This window comes from Borborobacter xinjiangensis, from assembly GCF_047739745.1.
In the GTDB taxonomy this organism is placed as follows: domain Bacteria; phylum Pseudomonadota; class Alphaproteobacteria; order Rhizobiales; family Rhizobiaceae; genus Pseudaminobacter.
In genome coordinates this window covers 1-22329 of record NZ_JBLLVA010000048.1, presented here as the reverse complement: position 1 = coordinate 22329, position 22329 = coordinate 1, and the positions used below count along the sequence as shown (strand labels likewise).

Here is a 22329-nt window from a genome sequence, read left to right as displayed (position 1 = left end):
GATTGCATCTGTGCAACCACACTCTCGCAGAGCGCCGGGCGCGGTTCACGCCTCATGGAATCTAAAGCCGAAGGGTGCCCTCACCCGCCCCGATCTTCCCTTGCAACCCGGATCAGCCGGTCAGATCGGGGCTGACTGTCGTGCTGTGTCAAAGCACAAAGTGACATTTTAACTTTGCCCAACGGCGGACAGTCCAACCTTGCCGCCACATGATATGTAGCCGCAAAGTTAAAGTGTCCTGTTTCTGCAAAGTGGGAATGTCACTCTCCCCGGGTTTTTCAATGACGTGGGAGATTGCGGATGGGATTGATTGCGATGAGCGAGCGTGATCTGCAGCGGATCGAGGTTTTGTCGAAAGTGATTGCCGGACGCATGACGTTGGTTTCGGCGGCGCATGTTCTTGAGCTGAGTACGCGGCGGCGTCAGGCCGGCCATCGAACAATCGGATCAACGTCCGGACATTTTATGTTTTATTTGTTTGCGTACTCTCCGCCGACAGCGACGTTCAGGGATACGTAGCTCAACGCTGTTTGCTGGACGGCTCTGGCAAGGTTGGCTTGTGCGTCGGCAACAGAACGCTGAGCATCCAGAACTTCGAGAAGGGTCGAGACCCCGTTCCGGTAATTGGTCGTCGCGATAGAAAGAGCATCCTTGTAGGCTTCAACGCTTTTTCTCAGCGTGGCCTCCGTTTGCTTGCTGCGATTCATGGCAGCGAGTGCGTTCTCAACCTCTTCGACTGCGACCAGAACTGCCTCTTTCCATTCAAGATATTGTTCCCGGGCTGCGGAGTTGGCGTTGGCGACATTTGCGCGCAAGCGGCCTCCATCGAGGATTGGTAAAACCAGCGTTGGCCCGAAGGACCAGACGTTCAGCGAACCATTGGGTCCACTATTGAGATAGATGTAGCTGGGAGAAATCGATCCGCTCAGTTGGACGCTCGGATACAGCTGCGATTCCGCAACGCCGATTTTCGCGACCGAAGCAGCCAGGAGCCGTTCCGCTGCTCGGATATCGGGACGATTGCGCAGCAGATCGGCAGGAATGCCGCTGCGCGCAATCGCGCGTGCGACGGGCTGCCTGGCCCCTTCTTGAAGCTCTCTGACAAGCGATGACGCAGGCAACCCCAGGAGGGTCGCGATACGATGAGCAGCTCGGCGGAAATTTGTCTCCAGTTCAGGAATTTCGGCCAGTGTCACCTGGATGAGTCCTTCTGCCTGCGTGACGTCCAGTCGCGACGTCGCACCCGCTGCCAACTGCTGTTTAGTTAGCGCAAGCGTTGCTCGACGCGATTTGAGGTTCTGGCGCGCGATCTCGATGCGCTCCTGATAGTATCGAAGATCGATATAGGCCGAGATCACTTGCGAAATGAATGCCAGGCGCTGGATATCAACGCTCGCGTAGGCCGCATCGAGTGACGCCGAAGCACTTTCCTTGGCGCGGCGATATTGCCCGAAGAGATCGATAAGCCAGCTGACGCGGAGACCGCCAGAAGAGTCGTTCTGAACGGGTTGGTCGGCGTTGAACAGACTGCCCTTCTGTTGGCGCGTGGTGTTGCTAGCGGACGCTATCAGGCTGGGCAAGGATCCAGCGCCGGCAATGATGACGTCAGCCTGTGCCTGGTTGATCCTCTCAATCGCCTGCTGCACCGTCAAATTCTGCTCCAGTCCCGAGGCGACGTAGCGATCGAGGCGAGCATCGCCGAAGGCATTCCACCATGCGGCCAGTGCCACATCTCCATTGCTTGCCGTGGACCCTTCCCCAAACTTTCCTGGCAAAGCTGTCTGAGGCGCTTCGTGATCGGGGCCAGTGACGCAGCCTGCGAGGAATAACAGTGCAAATGGCACAGCATAATTGATGGTTCTCATGGAGGTCTCTCACTAGATCTGCGCCGGGTCGAAATATGGGAATCAAGACTGCTCCTCCCGCCTGCGGTTATTTCTCCAGCGCGTCGGAATGGCTTGATTGTTGGAGCGATCGCACTCGGTCATCCGATCTTGCGACCTGACTGCATGCGATCGCTGTTGTTTTGTTTATTGCTGTTCCAGGACCGCCCCTTCACCGCCCTGGTTCTTTTCACGTCGCTTCCCGAGTTTCCGCACGGTGACGTAAAAGACAGGCGTCAGGAGCAGACCAAAGAGTGTGACGCCGAGCATGCCAGCGAACACGGCTATGCCCATGACCTGCCGCATCTCAGCACCAGCGCCCGTTGCGATCACAAGCGGAACGACACCGGCAATGAACGCGAGGGAGGTCATCAGAATTGGCCGCAGGCGGAGCCGTGCGGCTTCAAGCACGGCGTTCAATGGATCGACGCCTTCGTCTTCCTTCGCTCGTGCGAACTCCACGATCAGGATTGCGTTCTTGGCGGCGAGCCCCACGAGAACGACAAAGCCGATCTGTGTGAAGATGTTGTTGTCGCCGCCAGTGAACCAGACCCCTGCGAGAGCCGAAAGCAATGCCATTGGAGCGATCAGCAACACAGCGAAGGGCAACGACCAGCTGTTGTACTGGGCAGCGAGAATGAGAAACGCGAGCAGAACAGACAGAGGGAAGATGTACATAGCCGTGTTTCCGGCTTGCTCCTCCTGATAGGCAAGCTCCGTCCACTCGAAAGCCATGCCGGGTGGCAACGTTTCCAATGCAATCCGCTCTATGGCTGCAGTCGCTTGCCCAAACGAATAGCCAGGCGCCGGGCCGCCGCTGATATCCGCCGACTTGAAGCTGTTGTAATGCATGACGCGGTCCGGCCCCGAGCTGTGCTTGATCGTCAGCAGAGTCGACAGTGGAATCATTTCGCCCGCTATGTTGCGCACCTTCAGCCGGCCAATGTCCTCCGGCTGCATACGGTATCGCGCGTCCGCCTGGACCACCACGCGGTAGGTCCGGCCAAAGCGATTGAAGTCATTCACGTAAAGAGAGCCAAGATTGACCTGCAACGTTTCGAAGATGGTGTTGAGCGGCACCCCCTGCGACTTGGCTTTCACCCGATCGATGTCTACCTGCACCTGTGGCGCATTCACCTGAAAGCTTGCAAGCATGCCAGCGAGCTCCGGTGCTTGCATTGCTTTGGCCATGATCGCGCCTTGCGCCTCAGCAAGTGCCTCGAAGCCAAGCCCCGCCCGATCCTCGATCTGGATCTTGAACCCACCGGTCGTGCCGAGGCCCGGAACCGGTGGTGGCGGAAAGATTCCAGCGAAACCATCGGGTATCTGGCTGAACCTGGGCATCAGTCGACCTGCGATCGCGAAAGCGGACAAGGATGGGTCCTTCCGCTCGTCGAACGGCTCGAGCATCGTGAACATGACGGCGGCATTGGGAATATTGACCATACCGTTGACCGAGAGGCCTGGGAAAGCGACGACACTTTCCACACCCGGTTCGGCCAGCGCGATCTCCGACATTTTCTTTACGACCGCCTCGGTCCGATCAAGCGAGGCTCCCATTGGAAGCTGGGCGATACCGACAAGGAAATACTTGTCCTGTGCCGGCACGAACCCGTTGGGCACAGATTGAAACCCAACCCATGTCAGACCGATCAGCCCGGCATAAACGAGCAAGATGAGGGCGCTGAGCCTCACGGCGCGACGGACCGACCAGACATAGGCGTTCGAAGCGCTGTCGAAGAAACGATCGAACAGCCGGAAGAACCAGCCGAACAGCGCGTCGATCACACGGGTCAGGAGATCGCGCTTCACGTCGCCGTGGTGCGGTTTCAGGAGCACGCCCGCCAGCGCCGGAGAAAGCGTGAGGGAATTGATCGCCGACAGGGCGGTCGAGATGGCAATGGTCAGCGCGAACTGCCGGTAGAATTCGCCCTGCAGGCCTGACAGGAACGCCGAGGGAATGAACACGGCCGACAGGACCGACGTAATGGCGATAATCGGCCCGGTCACTTCGTCCATGGCCTTGCGCGCCGCCTCCTTCGGCGTCTCGCCGAGGGCGATGTGGCGTTCCACATTCTCGACGACCACGATGGCGTCGTCGACAACGATGCCGATCGAGAGCACGAGACCGAACAGCGACAGCGTGTTCAGCGAGAAGCCAAACATGTAGAGAAGGGCGAATGTGCCGACCAACGATATTGGCACGGCAACCAGCGGGATGATCGAGGCGCGCCAATTCTGAAGAAAGAGCAGGACCACGATGACGACCAGGACGATGGCTTCGAGCAACGTCATCACCACGGCTTGCAGCGAAGCCTTGACGAAGACGGTGGGATCGTAGGCAATGCGGTATTCTATTCCTTCGGGAAAGCTTTTCTGCAGTTCTTCCATGGTGTCGCGAATAGCACTTGCCACGTCGAGTGCGTTGGCGCCGGGGCTCTGGACGATCTGCATCGCCAGCGCCGGCTTGCCGTCGAGAAGACTGCGCAGCGCGTAGGAGTCTGCGCCGAGCTCGATACGGGCAACATCGCGCAAGCGGGTAATCTGGCCATCGTCGCCCGTTTTGACGACGACGTCGCCGAACTGCTCCTCGTTGGAAAGCCTGCCGAGAGTGTTGACTGTGACCTGAAAGCCGGCGGAGGCGTCTGGCTGCTGGCCAACCGAGCCGGCGGCCACCTGAGCGTTCTGCTCCTGAATTGCCGCCACCACGTCGGAGGCGGTCAGACCACGCGCTGCCACCTTGGCCGGATCAAGCCAGATCCGCATGGAATACTCGCCAGCACCCCAGACGAGCACGTCACCCACGCCTGACAGCCGCGCAAGCTGGTCGCGTACCTGCAACGTGGCGAAATTCGACAGGTAGAGAGGATCATAGCGATCGTCAGGCGACACGAGATGTACGACCATCAGGATGTCGGGCGACGTCTTCTGCGTCACCACGCCGATGCGCTGAACCTCCTGCGGCAGACGCGGAAGCGCGCGCGAGACGCGGTTCTGCACCTGTATCTGCGCCATGTCGGGATCGGTGCCCTGCTGGAAGGTCACAGTCAGCGTCATGCGCCCGTCGGTCGCCGCCTGCGAGCTCATATAGAGCATGTTCTCGACACCGTTAATCACTTGCTCCAGGGGCGCGGCCACCGTTTCGGCAATCACTTCGGGATTGGCCCCAGGATAGCTTGCGGTGACCTGTACCGTCGGCGGGGTCACCTGCGGATACTCACTCAATGGCAACTCCAGGAGCGTGAGCCCACCGCCGATCAGCATCAAAACAGAGAGAACAACCGCAAAGATCGGGCGGTCGACAAAGAAGCGTGGAATATTCATCGACGCGCCTCCTGCGCTTCTGCCGCAGCCCGGTCACCATCGACTGGGTGGCCGGAGAGCATCGGGATCATCTGTGGATCTACTTGCATTCCGGGATTGACCAGCCCTTTGACAATAATCTTCTCACCGGACTTGATCCCGTCCGAGACAACGCGCAGCCCGTCGATCATCGGCCCCAGTTCGACCGGACGGTACTCGGCCTTGTTCTCGGGCCCGAGAGCCAGCACATAGCGCCGCTCTTGGTCGATACCGATCGCCTGTTCGTCGATGAGCACGGTCTGAGCCGGTTCGGCGGTGACGAGATTCACCCGCGCAAAGAGACCGGGAGCTAGCCGACCATCGGGGTTCCGAACGATGGCGCGGGCTCGGATCGTGCCAGTGCTCCGGTCGACGCGGTTGCCGAGAAAGTCGAGTTCGCCAGCATGCGGGAAACCTGCATCGGTCATCAAGCCGACCTGCACCGGAAGCTTCTCAACAACCCTTCCCGTCTCGGATGCGCGTGCACGAGCGACGAATCCGAGATAGGTAGCCTCGTCGATATCGAAATAGACGTAGAGCGGATCGGTCGAGACAATCGTGGTGAGGAGTGTCGCAGCTCCTGCATTGCCGCCAGTGACGAGATTGCCTTCTGTGACGAGAACACGGTCGACTCGGCCGGCAATCGGTGCCGTGACGCGCGTGAAAGACAGATCAAGCTCTGCGGCCGCAACCGCAGCCTTGGCGATCTCCACTTGGGCTTGGCGCTGACGGCGTGCGGCCTGCGCGTCATCGAAGGTCTTGCGCGACACGGTCCCATTCGGAGCCAGCGTTTCGGCACGCCTGAAATCGATCTCGGCCTGATCGAGCAGAACCGTTGCCTGCTGCAATTGGGCTTTGGCTGCGTCCAGGGCAACCTGGGACGGTCTCGGATCGATCTGGAAGAGAAGCTCAGCCGGTCGCACGAGGCCGCCTTCGGGAACGCTGACAGCGTCGATTGCGCCGCCGACGCGCGGACGCAATTCTATAGCCTTGGTCGCCTCTAGATGGCCGGTAAATTCAACGGACGGAGCGACCTTGCGTGTAATGACCTCGGCAACCGGCACCTGTGGGACAGGCATTTGAGCCGGCTGCGCAGCGGCTTCCGACGCGGCGGTCGACGAAACAAGCGCCAGAAGGCCTTTGGCGTAGGATCCAACCTCATCGCGATAGGCAGTGGCCAGAGTGCCACCGGCAATGACGGTGCCGGCCAGGAACAGGGTGGCGACTTTGTTACTCATTCTCGTTCACCTTCATAGGGGCGCCCGCTCCCGGCCAGCGGGACACGGCGACGGTCATTTTTGCCGAAGGTGCGGTTTCCAACGATGGAAAGGTCAAGGCCCGGAGAAAGATTTTTCCGAACAGACCCTTGACGCAGCTGTCAACTCATGCGGCGACCAACTACATGCCTTGCTTCGCCGACGTCTTTTGAAGAAGCGGCGCCCATTCCCGAATGGGCGCGATAGATCAGCTTTGCCGCGACAGGCGCCAGTCATGTGAGGCCACCAGCCATGGTCGACTGGCGGCTTCTTGGATGCCGCCCGCTTCATCTCGTTGACAAAATTGAGCTTGTCCTGCGGCGACAGGTCGGCGCTCCAAAACGTCGGAAACGTCCCGCATCGGCGCCAGTGCTACCTCGAACTTTTCGACGCAACTCGCGCGAAAAGGAAAACGGCGGAGAGTATTTCGTTCTCCGCCGCAGTTTGTCTTCTAGTTTCGAGCCGCCTGCTCAATACCTCTTGCGTTCACCAACTGCCTTTGGGCGTCTCTGCTACCGTACTGAATTCTCGAAGGGTTCTGGATTTCCCAATGCACATTGACCCGTTGTCCAAGCTGGAAATCGCGGACGTCGATGTTGTCTGGCAGCCGGTAGGCGTCGCCGTGGCGGATGAAAATGATGTTCTCCGCATGGCTGATCCGTTCTATCACGCCGGCGCTGGTAAATGCGGCTGCATTTGAGATAGAACCGAGCGCGATGACAGAAGAAAGAAGAATTCTTTGCGCGATGGTTTTCATTTACTTGCTCTCTATTTTCTCTTGCCGTAGTTTCTCTCGGCGCCCTCAGAGATGGGGTTTGCAACGATGGTAAGGTCAACAGGCTAAATTCGATCAGGCGATGATTTCTCGCGGCCGATCTGGAGAAGTATTCTTTTCGCCATCGACCTCTCCGAGAGCATGCGTAAACACAACAGCCGTCATCGATCCGTTTCGGTATTTCAAGACAGCGCGCAACCCTCACGACGGGGCCATGCGCCCATCGATGGCGGAATAGCGGACCTTTGAGGCAACGGGCGGGTCACGCAGCCAGATCGGCGACGAAGTCGGTGCTCTCGAAGCTCTTATTCGCAGCGTCAGCCGCCGGGACGACCCCGGGGAATGCCTGTGAACCATTCCAGCGCGGCGCGCCATTCGGCGTGTCCGTCAGCCCTGGTCAGGTCGCCGGGCCCCTCATCATCGGTGGGACCGCTTCGGCATTCGGCCGGAAGCTCTACGTCGAGGCCTAGGCTTTTGACCAGTGTGCCATCAACCGAGACGTGGTCGTGTGACAGAAGCGGCGCGATCTCGCGATGTGCAAGGGGCGCCGCCATCACCTTATCCAACATCTCTGTCGACAACGGCCGGTCGCGGTTTTTGGTGAAGACCGTCGGCACCCAAACCGGGTCGAGGTTAGACTTCTTCAGCTTCAGCAACCTGCTAAGACGGCCAATTTGCATCGTAGTTGGGAAATGTCCTTCTCCACGCAGAACCAGTCTTGACCTTACAAGCGCTGGAAGCCGCACCGTGATGACAATCCTGCTCAACCCGGCTGCCGTTTGCCGGTCGGTCAGCACAGCAACCACGTCGAATTCCAAGAAAGGCCAAGACATGACGCAAGCCAGCGCGCCGCACATTCTCATTTACACAACGCCAACCTGCCCGGACTGTCACGCGCTCAAGCGCTGGCTCTCCCAGCAAAGGCTCGCCTACGAGGAGCGCGATCTGACCGACCCAAAAATCGCCGAGGAGGCCAAGGCACGCACCGGCGTTCGGGCGGCACCCATCACCATCGTCGGCTCCGAGGTCTTCTACGGAACATTCCCGAGCCAGAAGCCGAGCCTGATCAAGGCGCTTAGACTGACAGAGGGTGCGTGAGGAAGCCGAGATGACAGCCAAATCCGTTGATGTCCGGCAGGCGCGGACCAGCCTCGCAATCCAGGACGGGCAGACCATTCTCGACGCTGCGCTTGCCGCCGGCATTCCTTATCCCCACGGGTGCCGATCCGGCCGATGCGGTTCCTGCAAGTCCCGGCTGATCGAGGGCAAAGTGGAATTGCTTCAGCACTCGCGCTTTGCGCTCACCGATGAGGAGAAAGCCGAAGGCTTGATTCTGGCATGCCGGGCGCGCCCGCAGACGAACGCGGCTGTCGCTTGGTTGAGCAGCGACGACGATGATGCTGTCGCGCCTCCACGACGGCTGGATGCAGTCGTGACCGGCCTTGAAGATCTCACTCACGATATAAAGCTGGTTCGGGTTACGCCTGCGGACGCTTCTCCTTTGCTGTTCACCGCCGGCCAGTATGCGCAGATCGGCTTCGATGGCGCTCCAGCGCGCAGCTACTCCATGGCCAACCGTCACGGAGACGAAAGCCTTGAATTTCACGTTCGCCGCGTTCCGGGCGGCGTCACTTCGGAGCATGTGCATGGCGCGCTGAAGACTGGCGACAAGGTTACGCTGGAATTTCCGCTGGGTTCTTCGTACCTGCGCCAGCATCATTCCGGCCCGATCCTGTGCATCGCCGGCGGCTCCGGCTTGGCGCCGATCAAATCAATCGTGGAAACCGCCCTTGCTCACGGCATGAAGCAGCCAATTCATGTCTACTTCGGCGCACGCAGCGATCGCGATCTCTACCTCGTGGAGCATTTTCAAGCATTGGCCGACCGACACGCCAATCTCACCTTCGCGACCGTGCTGTCCGAGGCAGAGTCAGCACAGTACCGGCGCGGCTTCGTCACCCGGGCGGTGGCCGAGGATCTCGCGGACCTCGACGGCTGGAAAGCCTATGTCGCCGGCCCGCCTCCCATGGTTGATGCGGCGATGGAAGTCGCCTTTGCGCGAGGGCTGCGTGGCGAGGACATGCATGCCGACGTGTTCTTTACCCCCGAAGAGCAGAAGGATTGAGCACCCCGGCCAACGCAACTCAGCGCGACGCCATCGGGCAGCAGAAGTCAACAGAGGCCTTAACTGGAACAATGGATGCCGAGACTCGTGAGCCGCAGACTCGACTGCTATCCGGAGCTTACCGTCGAGGAGCTCCTGTCCGATCCGGTCATACGCACCGTCATGATGGCGGACGGGGTGGACGAAGCCCAATTGCGAGAGCTGCTTGATGGGCGTAGCCGACAGCAGCGTGCACGCAAATCCGAGAGCATCGGCAAACGTATTTGATCCCGAACAGTTACTGTACGGACCTGCGCCGCGAACGGCCGCGGCGCAGGTTCCAATGTTACGCGGATACGCTGAACTCGGTCATCATGCCGGTCTGGAGATGCGGCATGTGATGGCAATGAAGCATCCAGCGAGCCGCCTCGCCGGCATCGAGCGCGACGGTCACCATGCCCTTCGGGGGAATATAGACGGTGTCGCGCTGTGCCCCTTCGATGCGTTTGCCGTTGATGTCCACGACCTGGAAGACGTGTCCATGCAGGTGCATCGGATGCCCCGTCATGGACATGTTGTGGAACATGATCTCGACCCGCTCGCCGGTCCTTGCGACGATCGGCTTGTGCTCCCCCCAGATCTTGCCGTCGATGGTCCAGACATAAGGCTGCATCGAGCCGCCCAGCATGACCATGTGGGTACGTTGCGTCGCACGCGACGGCAGGGTTTCCGCTGCGCGCAGCTTCTGTTCCAGCGACAGGTCGAGGTCGAATGCGGGTGCAGCCGTCTCCGCAAGCATCGAAATCCTCTCGATGACCGCGCCTGGCGTCGCAAGGATCAGACCTGTGCGCTCCTTCGCTCCTTCCCGCAGCCCCAGTATGGGCCACGCCCCCGCGCCGGAGAGCTCCAAATCAAGATCGAGGCGCTGGCCCATCGCGATGCCGAAACGATTACCTCCAAGAGCCTGCACAGAATGACCGTCGACCGCCACCAGCCGCGCGGATAATGCGCCCGTATCGATCCAGAAGACCGTGGCCGAGGCGCCGTTGATCACGCGCAGCCTGATACGGCCACCCCTCTCCACTCGGACGACATCTGGATCGGACAAGGTGCGGTCGTTGGTCAGGTAGGCGTCCCAATTATAGTCGTTCAGGTCCATGGTCATGCCCTGCATCGGGGACATGTCCATATGCATCGACGAAACATCCCTTCGCATGCTCGAATGATCCATCGAGGCGGCAGGGGCAGAGGCTCCCCCCATGGCATGCATATCATGGCCTCCGCCATGGCCGCCTGTTAACTCCTGCATGATCTCCTCAGGCGCCTTGAACGAAAAGTCGTGCAGGAACATGACGACTTCCTGCCGGTCGGCTTTCACGTCGTCGGCGCCCCGAACGATCAGGGGCGCGGCCAGAAGATTCATCTCCTGCAGCGGGAGATGCGCATGCATCCAATATGTACCGGGGAGCGGTTCGTAGTCGTAGGACCGCGTTTCGCCCGGGTGCAGCATCGGCCGCGGAAGGTCCGGGACGCCATCCTGTTCGTTGGGCGGGATTTGGCCATGCCAGTGAATGAGGGTCGGCGCATCCAGGCGATTGGTCAGGTCGACCCGGAAGCGTTCTCCGGGGTTCAGAAACAGTCCCTGGCCCTTCGGCCCTTCGAGGCCAAAGACCGTGGCGGCACGGCCATCGACGTCCAGCACCCGCGTCGCGGCGCTGAGCGACATGGCGTTTTGGGCAAAGGCGAAGCGCGGAAGAGCCGCTGCGGACAAAGTTGCAGCGCTTACGGCAAGAAAACCGCGTCGTGAAATACGTGACATTTTGGTCCCCTGGGAGAGCTTTTCTCTCAATGAATTCAGATCGGCGTGCGAGCACGGCGCACATGTTTTCAGCGAGACCATCGTCGGGAGGGCGTTCAGTCCGTTCAGGACCGAGACCATTGGGGTTTGGTGTCTCCGACGGCATCACAATGGCCGCGACAGGGTCGGTGGCGTTTGCCGACGGTTCAGGCGCGAGCCAGGTCGCCATGCCGGAGCAGACGAGGGAGCAAAGGGCGTCGCTTGCTCCGCAGACCGCATATTCTTGACACGCGTCGGGGATGGTATGTGCAATGAGATGCTGGGATACCTGCTTCGACGCCATGCCTTGCAAGACGGTGGCCATGGCCGCGCCGTGCGTCGGCGCGGCCATGGCCATCGTGACGAAGGAAAAGATCATCAGCATCGCTAGGAAAAGCCGATGCACCGCGTCAATTTTTCTGCAAGTATACAATCGACGCACGTCGTTCAGTTTGCGGTTTGCGGAAGCTTCTCGTGCCTGAACGATCGGCCGACTACCGCCACATATCATGCATGAGCCATGACGTTAGCTTCGGCTGCGACGCCATGACTATTTGCCGCGCGCGGCAAGCCACTTGTTCATCATGGCGATTTCGCCCTGCTGCGCTTTGATCACCTCTTCGGCGAGTTTGCGGACTTCGGGGTCGTTGCCGTACTCAACCACCACTTTCGCCATGTCGATCGCGCCCTGATGATGCGGGATCATGCCGCGCATGAAGTCGATATCGGCATCGCCGGTGAATTCGACCATCATGTCCGTGTGCATGCGATCATTGGCTTCAATGTAAGCTTTCGTGGAGGGGTTGTCGGAGGCGGGCATGGAGTGGCCCGACATATTGTGGCCTTGCATGGTATTGTCCGTATTCCTTTGGCTTTGAGCGATTGCGAGGCCGGCACTGATGGCAACCGCGCCTGCAATGAAGATCGGTGTGAGCTTGTTCATGATCTCGCTCCTGATCAGTTCGCGGTCGCCGGGTAGCCAGCTTCTTCGAGCACCTGCAAGATGGCGGCCTGTGTTGCAGTCGTTTCGATCTTGACCGCACGCGCGGCCGGATCTGTGTCTATCTTGGCATTGGAATCGACCGACTGGATCGCCTTGGTGACGGACTTGGCGCACCCTCCGCACGTCATGCGTTCGATATTGAGTTCCATGAGATTTCTCCTTGTTTTGATCTCATGACGCTCAAGGTGGTGCTTCCAACGATGGCAAGGTCAAGTGGTGCGAAAAAGGAAATTTTTGCTATTGACCTTCCCATCGTTGGAAGCCCCATTTTTCCTCCGAACCTGAATTTCGGAACGAGAAAGGAGGCGGCTGTGAATGCCCCCGTTCGAGCAACAGACCTGTCTGGATCACTATCGCTACCCATTGAGGGCATGACCTGCGCCTCCTGCGTGGGGCGTGTCGAAAGAGCCCTCAAGGCCTTACCCGGCGTTGCAGACGCGGTCGTAAATCTGGCGACCGAAAAGGCAAGCATTACCATGAGCGCTCCGGTCAATCGTGCCACGCTCATCAAGGCCGTGGAGGATGTAGGCTATACGGTTTCGGCGAGTTTCGCCGCGCCAGCGGCAACCTCGCTTGAGGTAGCGATCGAGGGCATGACCTGCGCGTCCTGCGTCGGTCGCGTCGAAAAGGCGCTCAAGGCCGTGCCCGGCGTCACCGATGCCGTCGTCAACCTCGCGACCGAAAAGGCTACGATTCAGGGCAGCGCCGATGCGGCGGCCCTGGTGGCTGCCATCGAGAACGCGGGTTACGACGCCAGGGTGATCGCGGCGGCTGCCTCGAGAAGCCAGGGCGAGACGGATGATCGTGCCGAAAAGAAGGAAGCGGAACGCCGCGAACTAACCCGCGACTTCACAATCGCGGCCGTGCTGACGGCGCCGGTCTTCATCCTGGAAATGGGATCGCATCTCATTCCGGGTGCGCATGATCTGATTGCCACGACCATCGGCATGCAGAACAGTTGGTATCTCCAGTTCGTGCTCACGACGCTGGTGCTGTTCGTGCCGGGTATCCGCTTCTACGACAAGGGGCTCCCTGCCCTGTGGCGCCTGGCTCCCGACATGAACTCGCTGGTCGCCGTCGGTTCGCTCGCCGCTTACGGCTATTCGCTGGTGGCGACGTTCGCACCCGGTTTCCTGCCTGCCGGAACCGTGAACGTCTATTTCGAGGCGGCTGCGGTCATCGTGACGTTGATCTTGCTCGGCCGGTTGCTTGAGGCCCGCGCCAAGGGCCGCACGTCCGAGGCCATCAAGCGTCTGGTCGGTCTTCAAGCCAAGATCGCGCGCGTGCGCAGGGATGGAAAGACGATCGAATTGCCGATCGACTCCGTGCTGTCGGGAGACATCGTTGAGGTTCGTCCCGGCGAGCGCGTCCCGGTGGACGGCGAAGTCGTCGAGGGCGAAAGCTATGTTGACGAATCGATGATCACCGGCGAGCCGATTCCGGTTTCCAAGACGAACGGCAGCGAGGTCGTGGCCGGAACGGTGAACCAGAAGGGCGCTTTCGCAATCCGCGCTACAGCAGTCGGCGGCAACACCGTGCTTTCGCAGATCATCCGCATGGTGGAGGAAGCGCAGGGCTCCAAGCTGCCGATCCAGGCAATCGTGGACAAGGTGACCATGTGGTTCGTGCCGGCTGTCTTTGCCGTGGCCGCCCTCACCTTCGCCGGATGGTTCTATTTCGGGCCATCGCCTGCGCTCACCTTCGCGCTGGTCAACGCCGTCGCAGTCCTGATCATCGCCTGTCCGTGCGCAATGGGCCTGGCGACGCCGACCTCGATCATGGTCGGCACCGGCCGGGGTGCCGAATTGGGCGTGCTCTTCCGCAAGGGTGAAGCGCTTCAGTTGCTGAAGGATGCCAAGGTTGTGGCCGTCGACAAGACGGGTACGCTGACTGAAGGAAAGCCGGCCTTGACCGACCTGGAACTGGCCGCCGGATTTGATCGGGCGAACGTGCTCGGCCTTGTCGCTGCTGTCGAGGCCAAGTCGGAACATCCGATCGCCCGTGCCATCGTGGACGCTGCGGCCGAGGAGAACATCTCTCTGCCGGCTGTGTCTGACTTCGAATCGGTGACGGGTTTCGGCGTCAAGGCTGTGGTCGACGGCAAGCGTGTCGAGATCGGCGCCGACCGCTACATGGTCGAGCTTGGCCATGACGTAACAGCCTTCTCCAATGTCGCCGAACGCCTCGGCAACGAGGGCAAGTCGCCCCTTTATGCTGCAATCGACGGCAAGCTGTCGGCGATCATCGCCGTGGCTGACCCGGTCAAGGAGACCACGCCCGCCGCGATCAAGGCGCTGCACGATCTGGGCCTCAAGGTCGCGATGATCACCGGCGACAACAAGCGCACGGCCAAGGCTATCGCGGTGCGTCTGGGGATCGACGAGGTGGTGGCGGAAGTGCTGCCGGACGGCAAGGTCGACGCTGTTCGCCGCCTTAAGGCCGAGCACGGCAAGGTCGCCTTCGTGGGCGACGGGATCAACGACGCTCCGGCGCTTGCCGAGGCGGATGTGGGCCTTGCCATTGGCACGGGTACGGACATTGCCATCGAGGCGGCCGATGTGGTGCTGATGTCGGGCAGCCTGCAAGGCGTGCCGAACGCCATCGCGCTGTCCAAGGCGACGATCGGCAATATCCGTCAGAACCTTTTCTGGGCCTTCGCCTACAACACGGCTCTGATCCCGGTTGCCGCGGGTCTGCTCTATCCGGCCTATGGTATCTTGCTGTCGCCGGTCTTCGCCGCCGGCGCCATGGCTTTGTCCAGCGTCTTCGTGCTTGGCAATGCGCTGCGGCTCAAGACCTTCAAGGTCCAGAGCTGATGAAACGGGACAGCCGACCCTATGTTCAGGGTCGGCTGTCGCCACTTACTGGAGAGCATGCATGAATATTGGACAAGCTTCTAAAGCATCTGGCGTGTCGGCCAAGATGATCCGTTACTACGAACAGACCGGCCTTATACCTGCTGCCGACCGAAAAGCCTCCGGTTATCGCGACTATTCGGATACGGATGTTCACATGCTGCGCTTCATCCGACGCGCGCGCGACCTCGGCTTTTCCGTGGCCGAGATCGGCGATCTTCTGGGTCTGTGGCGTGACGAAAAGCGGCAGAGCGCGGAGGTCAAGCGTCTGGCGCAAGGCCACATCGATGCGCTGAAGAAGAAGATCGCGGGTCTGCAAGACATGGCTCACACGCTCACGATGTTGGCGAACGCCTGCAACGGCGATCATCGCCCACATTGCCCGATCCTGCAGCGCCTCGAAGCTGACCAGGACGAGGAAAACCTTTCGGTCCAACCTCGCGCCGGTGCCGTACAGCGTGCTATCCGTCGTCAGGGAATTTGAGACTGATGGTGGGCCGATTTGGGGGAGTCTCTGGCCCACCTCGGTTGTCATTTCAGGCTCCGGCCTTGCATGGGTTCGGAAAGCGGCCGCGGCCGCTGGACGACCTTGGCCGTATTGCATCCTGATGCTTCAAGATCGCAAGATCGAAACAGAGCTCGGGCCCATGAACCGGATTTTTCATAGCAAAGCCATAGTGCTCATAGAAGGCCTTGGCCTCCTCCGATATCGCATGCACCAGAAGTCCTCGAATGTCGAGGATGGTTGCAGCCTGGCCGGTGCGTAGAACAGCGTCCTGCAAGAGTGCCGCGCCGAGGCCTTTTCCCTGCCAGGTTACATCAATAGCCAGCCGCCCGAGAATTGCCATGGGAATGGGATCGGGCATGTTACGGCGAATAGCGCCGGGCGCATCAGCGAGATCAAACCCGCCGGATGAAATGCAATAATAGCCGACAACACGGTTTCCATCGGCCACGACATAGGTGCGCGACGCGCCGCTAACTTGGTTGCGGCGCGCACGCTTTTTCAGCCACTGGTCGAGGCTGTCGGTGCCGCTCTGGAAAAGGTCGAGATCGTGGCGGTCTTCAAGAAGCGTCAGCGCACCAAGCACGTTAGGATTGCCAGGGTTTGGGGGCGTTCATCAGTCGCGCGAACCCTTCTCCTCCGGGTGGACGGTCGAGAATGTCGAGATAGTGCCGGTAGCTTTCAGCATCGACCTTGACGAGCGTCTGGTCGAGCAGCGTGTCCTCGGCCGCACGGTAAGCGGCATCGATCATGAAATCGGAGCGGGTTTTCCCGCGTATCTTCGCGGCCCGGTCGATCAGGATGCGGACATCTTCACGAATGCGCAGGTTGACGGGCTTGGCGTGTGTGTCCGGGTTTTTCGTAGTCATGGCAATGAGTCCTTCCGTTATCACCACAGCACATCCGCATACACAATGTGTATCTGAATTTGCCCCGCGATCTGCGGCCCAGCCGGCCGGTTCCACCGCGAGACCGGGTGCACTCCGTCAATCGACCTGCCGGAAATCTCCAAGGCGTTCGATGGCCGCGATCAGTTCGCTCCGATAGGCAATCTTCTCGTTGTTCGAGTAGTCCTCGATCGGGCGCGGTGATGCGCCCGTCCTTGGAGCAGCTCGAACAACTCGAGGGGCGGCCGGTTAGGTCGAGATCGTCAACTAACTCGGAAATTGACAGGAGAGCACCATGACCTCGCCGGCCCGAATCGCCAATGTCGTCGCGTTCGCGATCGATCAATCTGAGGACATGGCTATCAACGAGTTCACTGTGGGCCCGGCCACTCAACAGGCGCGTGCGTCAACGCGAAGATACGGCCTGCGCTCCAATACTACGGAGGGTCCTTTCCGCGTCCGCTATCTGGCTCTCGCTGAAATCCGCCGAAACCTCGATAGCGCCGCCAAGCGCAGCTTCCTCCTCGAATCTTTCGATGTCTGCCCCAGAGGCGTGGGTTCCAGCAGAGTTCGTTTGACCGTGCGCCCGAACGAAGATGTCCGCACGGTTGATGCTGTGCTCCTGAACCAGATGTTCTACTGCTCGTTCCGCTTCTTCACGGGTGGCGAAGATACCGCATACGGTTTTGACGCTGTCATAGGTCATCACTAGATCTCCCAACCATCAAACTGGCAAAGTGAGTTGGAAGGGGATTTGTTCCGCGCGATGCGTAGCTGGCGACTTCACATCCGTCGCGCCCGCGCGGCTCCAACTTATATTGGTGATCTATCGGCCGGGACGGACATGTCGCCAGAAAAGCAGAGCAGGAACTATCCCGGCAGCCAAGAGCGGGGCCCAAGCCTGCGAGTCGCCCATTGTTCGAAGTGTGAAGCCGCTTGTCAGAAGCCATAGCAGCGGGATCGGAGTGAGCGCGAATGGCATCCGTCCTCCAGCCGTCAGCACAATGCCAAGGGTCACGATCGCAGTCGGATCGGGCGCTATTCCAAAGACTTCCCCTCCACTCCATGGCCGTTCGGCGAACAGCGGCAGGAGCGGGTAGGCAAGAAGACCTGCAAGAGCAAGCAGCAGGGCAACTTGGGCAGCGAAGTCCCGCCCGGCGAAGGAGAGGCCACCCGTGACACCGAGGATCGCCAGCAGCAAAGCCTGTAGCCAGAAGGCCGGGGCGACGTAGACAATCGCCCAGTTGATTGCCGCATAGCGTTCCCACAGGAAAGCCCAGCCGACGAACGCCCAAACTGCGGCGAGAACGAGTATGATATAAGACTCGCGACGATGCGGACGACGCAAAACGACAAAGAGAATGACAATGCCGGCCGCCAGCGTGGCAAGATGGAGCGGCCACCAAGCGCCATTGTGTAGTTCGACCATGCGCCAGTAGACGCGCGGGGAAAAGAGCAGGAAATCCTCCAGGCGATAGGTCCACCAGTCCGACATTCAGAGATCCCGGACATAGGTTACCATCCGCTCGATCATGGTGGCATCGGGAAGGGGATCCACAGCCGCGGCAATGTTCTCGCGCACATGGTCTACGCGGGTTGTCGCCGGGATAACGACAGTGACCGCCGGGTGGGCAAGGATGAACTTCAGGATGAATTGAGCCCAGGTTTTCACACTGATTTCGGCAGTCCACTCCGGCAGCGGCTTACCCGCAAGGGCCTGTGTCAGCGCGCCTTGGCGGAATGGCCGGTTCACAATGACGGCCATTCCGCGTTCCGCAGCCAGCGGCATTAGCCGCTGCTCAGCCTCGCGGTCGACGACATTGTAGGTGAACTGGACGAAATCGAGCGGATACCGATTCATGATCTCTTCGAACAGGTCGTGCCGCCGGCCCTCGGACGTGGTGATGCCGACATAGCGCAGCCGCCCGTTCGCCTTCATGGCGAACAACGTTTCGAGGTGCGCCTCCCAGGCGACGAGATTGTGCACCTGCACGAGGTCGAAGCGCTCGATGCCCCACAGGCGGCGCGACTGCTCGATTTGACCAAGCCCTGCCGCGGCGGAGGAAGTCCACACCTTGTCGGCCGAGAACACCGGCTGGCCGAGTTTCTCAAGGCCGTAACCGACGACAGGCTGTGAGGAGCCATACATAGGTGAGGAGTCGATCAAGCGCCCGCCAGATTCGAAGAAGGCAGCCATGACATCCACGCACTCTTCGCGCAGCACTGGATCATCACCCACGTTGAAGGTGATCCAGGTCCCAAGTCCCACCGCTGGAACGGCTTCGCCGGAAGAGGGAATTGTTCGCATAATCGGCCGGAACTCCTGGCCAGCTGCAACTGTCAGGTGGGGGAGTGCAGCGGCCCCGATCGAAGCGATGAAATCTCGGCGGGTGATGGTCACTGCCAGGATATCCGATGGGTTGTTGTGGTGTTAGTCACCAACTTCCACGCGGTGGCATAGCCTACGGTCCGCCGGCCATTGCGCCGACCACCACCATGACAATTGCGTCGACATCGAGCTCGCCATCGACGATGACCCGATCGCCGGCCCGGCGAACCTTCAGTCGCGCCCGGTTCTCAGCGCACTGTCGTTCGAGTTCTTCGATCACTCCTCGTACGGCTTTCCGTTCCAACGGCTCGTCGCCCATATCGCTGTTAGCCATTTTCAGAATACTCCTTGCTTGCGCTTCGCAGGGTGCTTGCACGCACAATCGAAGGGCGTGCCATGGTTTGACGCTGCGACCAGCGTTACAAGCGATAACTCCCATTGAGGACATAGAGATGCATCAATCTCTACTTGAGGTCATCAAGCTCTTCGTGGATAGCACTGATAATATCCAGACGTTGCAAGGCAGGATCGCCCCGGTGTGAGCGGCATAGGCGATGGCCAGCAATCGCACGATGCTGGCAATGGCTGTGTATGAGGGACCAAGACCGAAACTCGTCACGTGGCAAGGTAGCACGATATTGGAGTAGCGCTGGGCTTGCTATCCGGCTGACATCTGATCGCATGGGCAACAGCTCATTTTTCATCCAATTCAAGATCCAGTTCGTCACCGATGGTCATGACAATCCGGTGCAATACCCGGGCGAACGCTTCCGTAGCTGGTGAGGCGACCTCCGACGAGCGGGACAGCAGGCCCACCGTCCGGCGCGCCAAGGGATCCTCCAAGGCGATGAAGCGCAGATCATGTTCGGACGGCGGGAGCGAAAGCCGCGGCAGGACGGTGATGCCCACGTCGGCCCTGACCAATGCCAGCAGGGATAGCACATTGTACACTTTTATCGGTGCCCTGCTGACGAGGTCGGAAAACTATGACGAGTCGATAAGCCCGGTGATGCCGTTGCCGAGCAGGGTACGCTCGCGAACCATATCCCAGGTAACGGGGGCCTCCCGCCGGGTGAGTGGATCGTCCGCCTTGCAGACGATGCCCAACGCATCCTTGAATAGCGGCTTGAAATTCAAATCGGGCTGATCGCGGCGGATGCTGGCGACGCCGAGACCAACCTTGCGACGGCGGCACCCAGACAGATGAAGGAAACCAGTGACACACCCTTGATGATTTAGATTATTGTTCTATATAGATAACCATGATAATCGGACGGGAGTGGAAGCTATGGTCGCTGCTAATAAAACCGTTGAATTCTCCCGTGTTGGGACGCTCACGGGAACCCCGGAGCAGGTCCGGACCGGACTCAGCCGGCTGAACGCTGAACAGGTCGTCGCGCTGACAATTGAGCACGGCAGTGAATCCGCCGCCAAGGCTCTCGCCGAGACGGTCGCCGGCCTCGCGCCCTTGGTCGGAGCCATTCTCAAACGCCGGCAAGATGAGGCATTCAACTCGATCATCGAGGCACTGGTGCCGGAGGTCCCTCCTCCACACCATAAGCTCGTCGAAGCGCGCATGGTAGCAGACGCGCGTAAGGCGGTGCTGGAAGGTGGCGACTGGCTGACAGCCGCCGAGGTCGCGAAGGTGGCTGGCTTCAGCACCAGCAATCCTAGCACCCAGCCGAATAAATGGAAAAAGGAGAGGCAGGTCTTCGCCGTGCGGCATCGTGGGGTGGACTACTTCCCGGGATACGCCCTGGACCCATTGACCGACTTCCGGCCGGTCAAAGCTCTGGCAAACGTTCTCGACGTTTTCCGGGGAAAGAAGGACGATTGGGGTCTCGCCTACTGGTTTGCCTCGGTCAACAGCTTCCTCGGCGGAAAGAGGCCGCAGGACCTGCTTATCAGCGATCCCGAACGCGTCGTTGCCGCTGCCGCTGACGAGGTAGCTGGCCCGCTCCATGGCTAGCAAGAGGCCGCGGACGAGACAACTGGCTGTTGCGGGCACAAAGGTCCCGGAGCCCCGGAACGACCTCGGCACGCTGGTGAAGACGATGACCTGGCCTCGAGGCCAGGTCATTCACCGTGTACATCTCAGTCTCTACGGCGGGCGTGCTTTCAATCCGGGCATTGAGGGCAACGCGCGGTTCAGTCCAATCCAAAATGCGGCCGGTGCAAGCATCCCGACGCTTTATGGCGGCACGACGTTCGACTGCGCCGCGATGGAGACGGTATTCCACGACGTGCCGTTCGCACCGGGACTGAAGACCTTCGATAAGGCGAAGCTGGCTGAGCAGGTCTACTCGACGGTGACCCCAAAACGCGACTTGGTGCTGGCGGACCTGAGCTCGACTGCGTTGAGGTCGCTCGGCGTGCGCCGCAACGATCTCATCGATACGGAAAAGGATCAGTATCCGGGCACGCGGAGGTGGGCCGAAGCCATCCACGCGCAGTGCCCGGCCATTGAAGGTTTGTGCTGGGTCTCCCGTCAGGACGATCGTGCCTTGGCGATTGTCCTCTTCGGCGATCGCGTCCCTGCGACCGATCTCCTCCTTACGAGCGCTTCGCGGAGTATTCTCGAGGATGTCGACCTCTACTCCGACCTGTTGGCCCTGGCCGAGCGCATCGGCGTCAATATCGTGGGGTAGACGCCCGGCGATTCGAATGTTGGTGGCGAACACACCGATGGGGCGCAAGATAGTATGACGCTGATCCGGGTGCTTGAAATCGAGAACTTTCGTGCGCTCAGGAGACGATATCACGTTAACTAGTGGTCAGGCTTTTTCGAGATAGGGCGATGGTATCAGCACCTCACCTGTCAGCTACAAACGCCATCGCTTCCCGCCGCAGATCATCGCCCACGCCGTTTGGCTGTACTTTCGCTTCCCGCTGAGCCTGCGGCATGTCGAAGAAATGCTGCTGGAGCTAGGCGTCGCGGTCTTCTACGAAACGATCCGTCTCTGGGGCAAGAAGTTCGGACCGGCTTGGCTGCTCACAGCTTGCGCCGGAAGCAGCCAAGCCGCGACGATATCTGGCACCTCGATGAGGTGGCCCATCACGATCGTCGGCGAAAAACACTGGCTGTGGCGCGCCTTCGACCAGGACGGCTATGTGCTCCACGAAATTGTCCAGCGCCGTCGCAACCCCAAGGCCGCCAAGCGCTTGTTGACGCGCCTCTTCTTGGCGTCGGAGACGTCCATGCCGCCATACTTCCAGTTATACAGCGTCGCCTCGGAGATCCCGTGCTTGCGGGCCAGATCACCCGCCTTCGCCCCGCCTCATGTTCGCGCAGAATCGCGATGATCTGCTCTTCCGTGAATCGCTTCCGCTTCATCCGTCCGTCCTTCAATCAAGGGCCGGACTCTAATCTCAGATGGAGGAAATTACCCGTGGCAGGTCACTCCCATCCCTCCTTCGAAAGGTCCACCTGACCTTCCGATACGCCCGAAGGCGTACCGGACGCTCACCGTTCGTCGCTCCGGAAGGCAACTCGTTGGCTTCCCGTCGGCGACGCCGGCCACTCCTCACCCCCTGCCCTGGCCGCGTCGGCAAG

21 protein-coding genes and 4 pseudogenes are annotated in these 22329 nt (G+C 60.1%); 9 read left to right on the top strand and 16 right to left on the bottom strand.

The window, feature by feature from the left end; translation table 11 throughout:
* Window positions 1–470: 470 nt before the first annotated feature.
* The 6 genes and pseudogenes from ACLKMW_RS25290 to ACLKMW_RS26580 all read right to left on the bottom strand — a co-directional run.
* Entirely contained in the window at window positions 471–1865 is a 1395-nt protein-coding gene (locus tag ACLKMW_RS25290) for an efflux transporter outer membrane subunit (RefSeq protein ID WP_415727285.1), read from the bottom strand.
* A 165-nt stretch (window positions 1866–2030) separates the two neighbouring features.
* Window positions 2031–5207, bottom strand: coding sequence for an efflux RND transporter permease subunit (locus ACLKMW_RS25285; protein ID WP_415727284.1), 3177 nt, complete (start codon window positions 5205–5207; stop codon window positions 2031–2033).
* A complete protein-coding gene (locus ACLKMW_RS25280) occupies window positions 5204–6463 on the bottom strand; it encodes an efflux RND transporter periplasmic adaptor subunit (protein WP_415727283.1) in 1260 nt (419 codons plus the stop codon). Before ACLKMW_RS25280 ends, ACLKMW_RS25285 begins: the two co-directional genes overlap by 4 nt.
* A 469-nt stretch (window positions 6464–6932) precedes the next feature.
* Window positions 6933–7238 carry a hypothetical protein gene (locus tag ACLKMW_RS25275; protein ID WP_415727282.1) on the bottom strand — a complete coding sequence of 102 codons (306 nt, stop codon included), beginning with the start codon at window positions 7236–7238 and terminating at the stop codon, window positions 6933–6935.
* Between the two features lie 234 nt (window positions 7239–7472).
* A pseudogene (locus ACLKMW_RS26585) lies at window positions 7473–7657 on the bottom strand (IS5/IS1182 family transposase); the annotation flags it as partial.
* Between the two features lie 72 nt (window positions 7658–7729).
* Window positions 7730–7885, bottom strand: a pseudogene (locus tag ACLKMW_RS26580) (IS5/IS1182 family transposase); the annotation flags it as partial.
* 202 nt (window positions 7886–8087) lie between these two features.
* Between ACLKMW_RS26580 and ACLKMW_RS25265 the strand changes: the two are divergent.
* The 3 genes from ACLKMW_RS25265 to ACLKMW_RS25255 all read left to right on the top strand — a co-directional run bounded on the left by ACLKMW_RS25265 (window position 8088) and on the right by ACLKMW_RS25255 (window position 9648).
* Complete coding sequence (locus ACLKMW_RS25265) at window positions 8088–8354, top strand: glutaredoxin family protein (RefSeq protein ID WP_415727281.1); 267 nt, start codon at window positions 8088–8090, stop codon at window positions 8352–8354.
* 10 nt (window positions 8355–8364) lie between these two features.
* Window positions 8365–9381: a 2Fe-2S iron-sulfur cluster-binding protein gene (locus ACLKMW_RS25260; protein WP_415727280.1), complete on the top strand. Its 1017-nt coding sequence runs from the start codon at window positions 8365–8367 to the stop codon at window positions 9379–9381.
* 75 nt (window positions 9382–9456) lie between these two features.
* Window positions 9457–9648, top strand: a complete 192-nt coding sequence (locus ACLKMW_RS25255) for a hypothetical protein (protein ID WP_415727278.1) — start codon at window positions 9457–9459, stop codon at window positions 9646–9648.
* Window positions 9649–9706: 58 nt separating this feature from the next.
* Here ACLKMW_RS25255 and ACLKMW_RS25250 read toward each other — a convergent pair whose 3' ends face one another.
* From ACLKMW_RS25250 to ACLKMW_RS25240, 3 genes are all read right to left on the bottom strand, one after another.
* Entirely contained in the window at window positions 9707–11179 is a 1473-nt protein-coding gene (locus tag ACLKMW_RS25250) for a multicopper oxidase family protein (RefSeq protein WP_415727277.1), read from the bottom strand.
* 568 nt (window positions 11180–11747) lie between these two features.
* On the bottom strand, window positions 11748–12140 hold the full coding sequence (gene copM / locus ACLKMW_RS25245; protein ID WP_415727276.1) for a CopM family metallochaperone: 393 nt from the start codon (window positions 12138–12140) through the stop codon (window positions 11748–11750).
* A gap of 14 nt (window positions 12141–12154) precedes the next feature.
* Window positions 12155–12349: a heavy-metal-associated domain-containing protein gene (locus ACLKMW_RS25240; protein WP_415727275.1), complete on the bottom strand. Its 195-nt coding sequence runs from the start codon at window positions 12347–12349 to the stop codon at window positions 12155–12157.
* A 162-nt stretch (window positions 12350–12511) separates the two neighbouring features.
* Between ACLKMW_RS25240 and ACLKMW_RS25235 the strand changes: the two genes are divergently transcribed.
* Together ACLKMW_RS25235 and cueR are read left to right on the top strand one after the other, a co-directional pair.
* Entirely contained in the window at window positions 12512–15016 is a 2505-nt protein-coding gene (locus ACLKMW_RS25235; protein WP_415727274.1) for a heavy metal translocating P-type ATPase, read from the top strand.
* 61 nt (window positions 15017–15077) lie between these two features.
* On the top strand, window positions 15078–15539 hold the full coding sequence (gene cueR / locus ACLKMW_RS25230) for a Cu(I)-responsive transcriptional regulator (protein WP_415727273.1): 462 nt from the start codon (window positions 15078–15080) through the stop codon (window positions 15537–15539).
* A gap of 52 nt (window positions 15540–15591) precedes the next feature.
* Here cueR and ACLKMW_RS25225 read toward each other — a convergent pair whose 3' ends face one another.
* Together ACLKMW_RS25225 and ACLKMW_RS25220 are read right to left on the bottom strand one after the other, a co-directional pair.
* A complete protein-coding gene (locus ACLKMW_RS25225) occupies window positions 15592–16146 on the bottom strand; it encodes a GNAT family N-acetyltransferase (RefSeq protein ID WP_415727272.1) in 555 nt (184 codons plus the stop codon).
* A 1-nt stretch (window position 16147) separates the two neighbouring features.
* Window positions 16148–16429: a type II toxin-antitoxin system TacA family antitoxin gene (locus tag ACLKMW_RS25220; protein WP_415727271.1), complete on the bottom strand. Its 282-nt coding sequence runs from the start codon at window positions 16427–16429 to the stop codon at window positions 16148–16150.
* A 313-nt stretch (window positions 16430–16742) separates the two neighbouring features.
* On the opposite strand from ACLKMW_RS25220, the gene ACLKMW_RS25215 reads away from it, so the two are divergent.
* On the top strand, window positions 16743–17159 hold the full coding sequence (locus ACLKMW_RS25215; RefSeq protein WP_415727270.1) for a hypothetical protein: 417 nt from the start codon (window positions 16743–16745) through the stop codon (window positions 17157–17159).
* Between the two features lie 114 nt (window positions 17160–17273).
* On the opposite strand, the gene ACLKMW_RS25210 is transcribed toward ACLKMW_RS25215, so the two are convergent.
* The 4 genes from ACLKMW_RS25210 to ACLKMW_RS25195 form a co-directional block, all read right to left on the bottom strand.
* Window positions 17274–17942: a DUF6064 family protein gene (locus ACLKMW_RS25210; protein WP_415727269.1), complete on the bottom strand. Its 669-nt coding sequence runs from the start codon at window positions 17940–17942 to the stop codon at window positions 17274–17276.
* The gene (locus tag ACLKMW_RS25205; protein WP_415727268.1) at window positions 17943–18848 is read right to left on the bottom strand and encodes an aldo/keto reductase; all 906 of its coding nucleotides are present in this window, start codon (window positions 18846–18848) and stop codon (window positions 17943–17945) included.
* A gap of 61 nt (window positions 18849–18909) precedes the next feature.
* Window positions 18910–19110: a hypothetical protein gene (locus tag ACLKMW_RS25200; RefSeq protein ID WP_415727267.1), complete on the bottom strand. Its 201-nt coding sequence runs from the start codon at window positions 19108–19110 to the stop codon at window positions 18910–18912.
* A 359-nt stretch (window positions 19111–19469) separates the two neighbouring features.
* Window positions 19470–19727 carry a LysR substrate-binding domain-containing protein gene (locus ACLKMW_RS25195; protein WP_415727266.1) on the bottom strand — a complete coding sequence of 86 codons (258 nt, stop codon included), beginning with the start codon at window positions 19725–19727 and terminating at the stop codon, window positions 19470–19472.
* A 337-nt stretch (window positions 19728–20064) separates the two neighbouring features.
* On the opposite strand from ACLKMW_RS25195, the gene ACLKMW_RS25190 reads away from it, so the two are divergent.
* From ACLKMW_RS25190 to ACLKMW_RS25180, 3 genes and pseudogenes are all read left to right on the top strand, one after another.
* Window positions 20065–20745, top strand: coding sequence for a hypothetical protein (locus ACLKMW_RS25190; protein ID WP_415727265.1), 681 nt, complete (start codon window positions 20065–20067; stop codon window positions 20743–20745).
* Window positions 20746–20830: 85 nt separating this feature from the next.
* Window positions 20831–21424, top strand: a complete 594-nt coding sequence (locus tag ACLKMW_RS25185) for an RES family NAD+ phosphorylase (protein WP_415727286.1) — start codon at window positions 20831–20833, stop codon at window positions 21422–21424.
* Between the two features lie 154 nt (window positions 21425–21578).
* Window positions 21579–21953: pseudogene (locus tag ACLKMW_RS25180) on the top strand (IS6 family transposase); the annotation flags it as partial.
* Here ACLKMW_RS25180 and ACLKMW_RS25175 read toward each other — a convergent pair.
* A pseudogene (locus ACLKMW_RS25175) lies at window positions 21953–22110 on the bottom strand (transposase); the annotation flags it as partial. The pseudogenes ACLKMW_RS25180 and ACLKMW_RS25175 sit on opposite strands and share 1 nt — an antisense overlap.
* Between the last annotated feature and the right edge of the window lie 219 nt (window positions 22111–22329).

Excerpts from the sequence above, each read along its gene's own strand:
- ACLKMW_RS25290 (WP_415727285.1), bottom strand. The coding sequence starts at position 1,865 with ATGAGAACCATCAATTATGCTGTGCCATTTGCACTGTTATTCCTCGCA.
- ACLKMW_RS25285 (WP_415727284.1), bottom strand. The coding sequence starts at position 5,207 with ATGAATATTCCACGCTTCTTTGTCGACCGCCCGATCTTTGCGGTTGTT.
- ACLKMW_RS25280 (WP_415727283.1), bottom strand. The coding sequence starts at position 6,463 with ATGAGTAACAAAGTCGCCACCCTGTTCCTGGCCGGCACCGTCATTGCC.
- ACLKMW_RS25275 (WP_415727282.1), bottom strand. The coding sequence starts at position 7,238 with ATGAAAACCATCGCGCAAAGAATTCTTCTTTCTTCTGTCATCGCGCTC.
- ACLKMW_RS25265 (WP_415727281.1), top strand. The coding sequence starts at position 8,088 with ATGACGCAAGCCAGCGCGCCGCACATTCTCATTTACACAACGCCAACC.
- ACLKMW_RS25260 (WP_415727280.1), top strand. The coding sequence starts at position 8,365 with ATGACAGCCAAATCCGTTGATGTCCGGCAGGCGCGGACCAGCCTCGCA.
- ACLKMW_RS25255 (WP_415727278.1), top strand. The coding sequence starts at position 9,457 with ATGCCGAGACTCGTGAGCCGCAGACTCGACTGCTATCCGGAGCTTACC.
- ACLKMW_RS25250 (WP_415727277.1), bottom strand. The coding sequence starts at position 11,179 with ATGTCACGTATTTCACGACGCGGTTTTCTTGCCGTAAGCGCTGCAACT.
- copM (WP_415727276.1), bottom strand. The coding sequence starts at position 12,140 with ATGAACAAGCTCACACCGATCTTCATTGCAGGCGCGGTTGCCATCAGT.
- ACLKMW_RS25240 (WP_415727275.1), bottom strand. The coding sequence starts at position 12,349 with ATGGAACTCAATATCGAACGCATGACGTGCGGAGGGTGCGCCAAGTCC.
- cueR (WP_415727273.1), top strand. The coding sequence starts at position 15,078 with ATGAATATTGGACAAGCTTCTAAAGCATCTGGCGTGTCGGCCAAGATG.
- ACLKMW_RS25220 (WP_415727271.1), bottom strand. The coding sequence starts at position 16,429 with ATGACTACGAAAAACCCGGACACACACGCCAAGCCCGTCAACCTGCGC.
- ACLKMW_RS25215 (WP_415727270.1), top strand. The coding sequence starts at position 16,743 with ATGACCTCGCCGGCCCGAATCGCCAATGTCGTCGCGTTCGCGATCGAT.
- ACLKMW_RS25210 (WP_415727269.1), bottom strand. The coding sequence starts at position 17,942 with ATGTCGGACTGGTGGACCTATCGCCTGGAGGATTTCCTGCTCTTTTCC.
- ACLKMW_RS25200 (WP_415727267.1), bottom strand. The coding sequence starts at position 19,110 with ATGGCTAACAGCGATATGGGCGACGAGCCGTTGGAACGGAAAGCCGTA.
- ACLKMW_RS25190 (WP_415727265.1), top strand. The coding sequence starts at position 20,065 with ATGGTCGCTGCTAATAAAACCGTTGAATTCTCCCGTGTTGGGACGCTC.
- ACLKMW_RS25185 (WP_415727286.1), top strand. The coding sequence starts at position 20,831 with ATGACCTGGCCTCGAGGCCAGGTCATTCACCGTGTACATCTCAGTCTC.